The organism is Thiorhodococcus mannitoliphagus (assembly GCF_010915725.1).
GTDB lineage: Bacteria > Pseudomonadota > Gammaproteobacteria > Chromatiales > Chromatiaceae > Thiorhodococcus > Thiorhodococcus mannitoliphagus.
In genome coordinates this window covers 1-574 of sequence record NZ_JAAIJR010000435.1, presented here as the reverse complement: position 1 = coordinate 574, position 574 = coordinate 1, and the positions used below count along the sequence as shown (strand labels likewise).

Here is a 574-nt window from a genome sequence, read left to right as displayed (position 1 = left end):
AACCGACCCGAGCCGCGTCCACTCGCCGCGTTGCTCGATGATCTCTCAAGCCGCCTAGCGATGGCCGATCCGGCCGTGCGAGAGGAAGTCACCCGGCTGGTTCTGCGCTACCTGGAAAATCCGCCTGCGGGGGCGCGGATCGCCAAGGCGATCGAGCTCTTGCTGGGGCAAGATGAGGATCCGCCGACATCATCCTGAGGGCGTTCGAGGACCGACACTGCGGTCTAAGCGCGCTAACCGATTGATTAAAAAGTGCGTCTTACCCGTCACCAAGCGTAAGCGCTTGGCACACCCCGAAACGATGTGCAAAGCGCACACAGACAACGCCTTGACATCAGAAGTCAATCATGCTTCACTTCGGGGAAACGACGTCTGTGGGTCATCCTCTACGCACTCGGATGCCCCGTCGTCGAACGCGACGATGCGGTCGAAGCCAGCGCCCTACCGGAGAGGTCATCACACCGCATCCATTGAGCCGATTGCCACCGCCGAGGGACGTCGCATGCGACACCCTCCTTGCACGTCGTCACGGACCCGTGTGTGACGGGAGACTTCGATGAGAACGCTCGACTTA

At 61.0% G+C, this 574-nt stretch carries 1 pseudogene; it reads left to right on the top strand.

Annotated elements, in window-relative coordinates:
• A pseudogene (locus G3480_RS27310) lies at window positions 1-198 on the top strand (helix-turn-helix domain-containing protein); the annotation flags it as partial.
• Window positions 199-574 lie beyond the last annotated feature (376 nt).